This is a genomic window from Halorubrum sp. SP9 (assembly GCF_005435015.1).
Lineage (GTDB): Archaea > Halobacteriota > Halobacteria > Halobacteriales > Haloferacaceae > Halorubrum > Halorubrum sodomense.
The window spans coordinates 1-285 of the sequence record NZ_SGXU01000614.1 but is presented as its reverse complement, the minus strand read 5'-3'; the positions used below and the strand labels follow the sequence as shown (position 1 = coordinate 285).

Below are 285 nucleotides of genomic sequence, written 5' to 3'. Positions count from 1 at the left end.
GGCTCGACGACTGGGCGCAGAACCCGCTCGAACGCATCGGCGACCCGATGGAGCTCGGCAACACGGTCGCGTTCCTCTCGTCGCCGAAGTCGGGGTACGTCAACGGCACCGCCCTTCCGATCGACGGCGGCTCCACCGGAGCGAACCTATGAAGCCGGTGGCGTTCGACGAGGCGGAGACGTACGAGCCCGACGAGGGCTGGCGCCGCGTCTCGATGGCGGGCAGCGACCGGTTCTCCTTCGAGTGGTTCGAGAAGCCGCCGGGCCACAGCTCCCCGATGCACGA

General features: G+C 69.1%; 1 protein-coding gene and 1 pseudogene. Both read left to right on the top strand.

Annotated features, from left to right (window positions below):
* Nucleotides 1-152: SDR family oxidoreductase (locus EXE45_RS18780; RefSeq protein ID WP_137695189.1), on the top strand; the 152-nt coding region annotated here is incomplete at its 5' end.
* Nucleotides 149-285, top strand: a pseudogene (locus EXE45_RS21640) (cupin domain-containing protein); the annotation flags it as partial. The gene EXE45_RS18780 and the pseudogene EXE45_RS21640, both read left to right, overlap by 4 nt.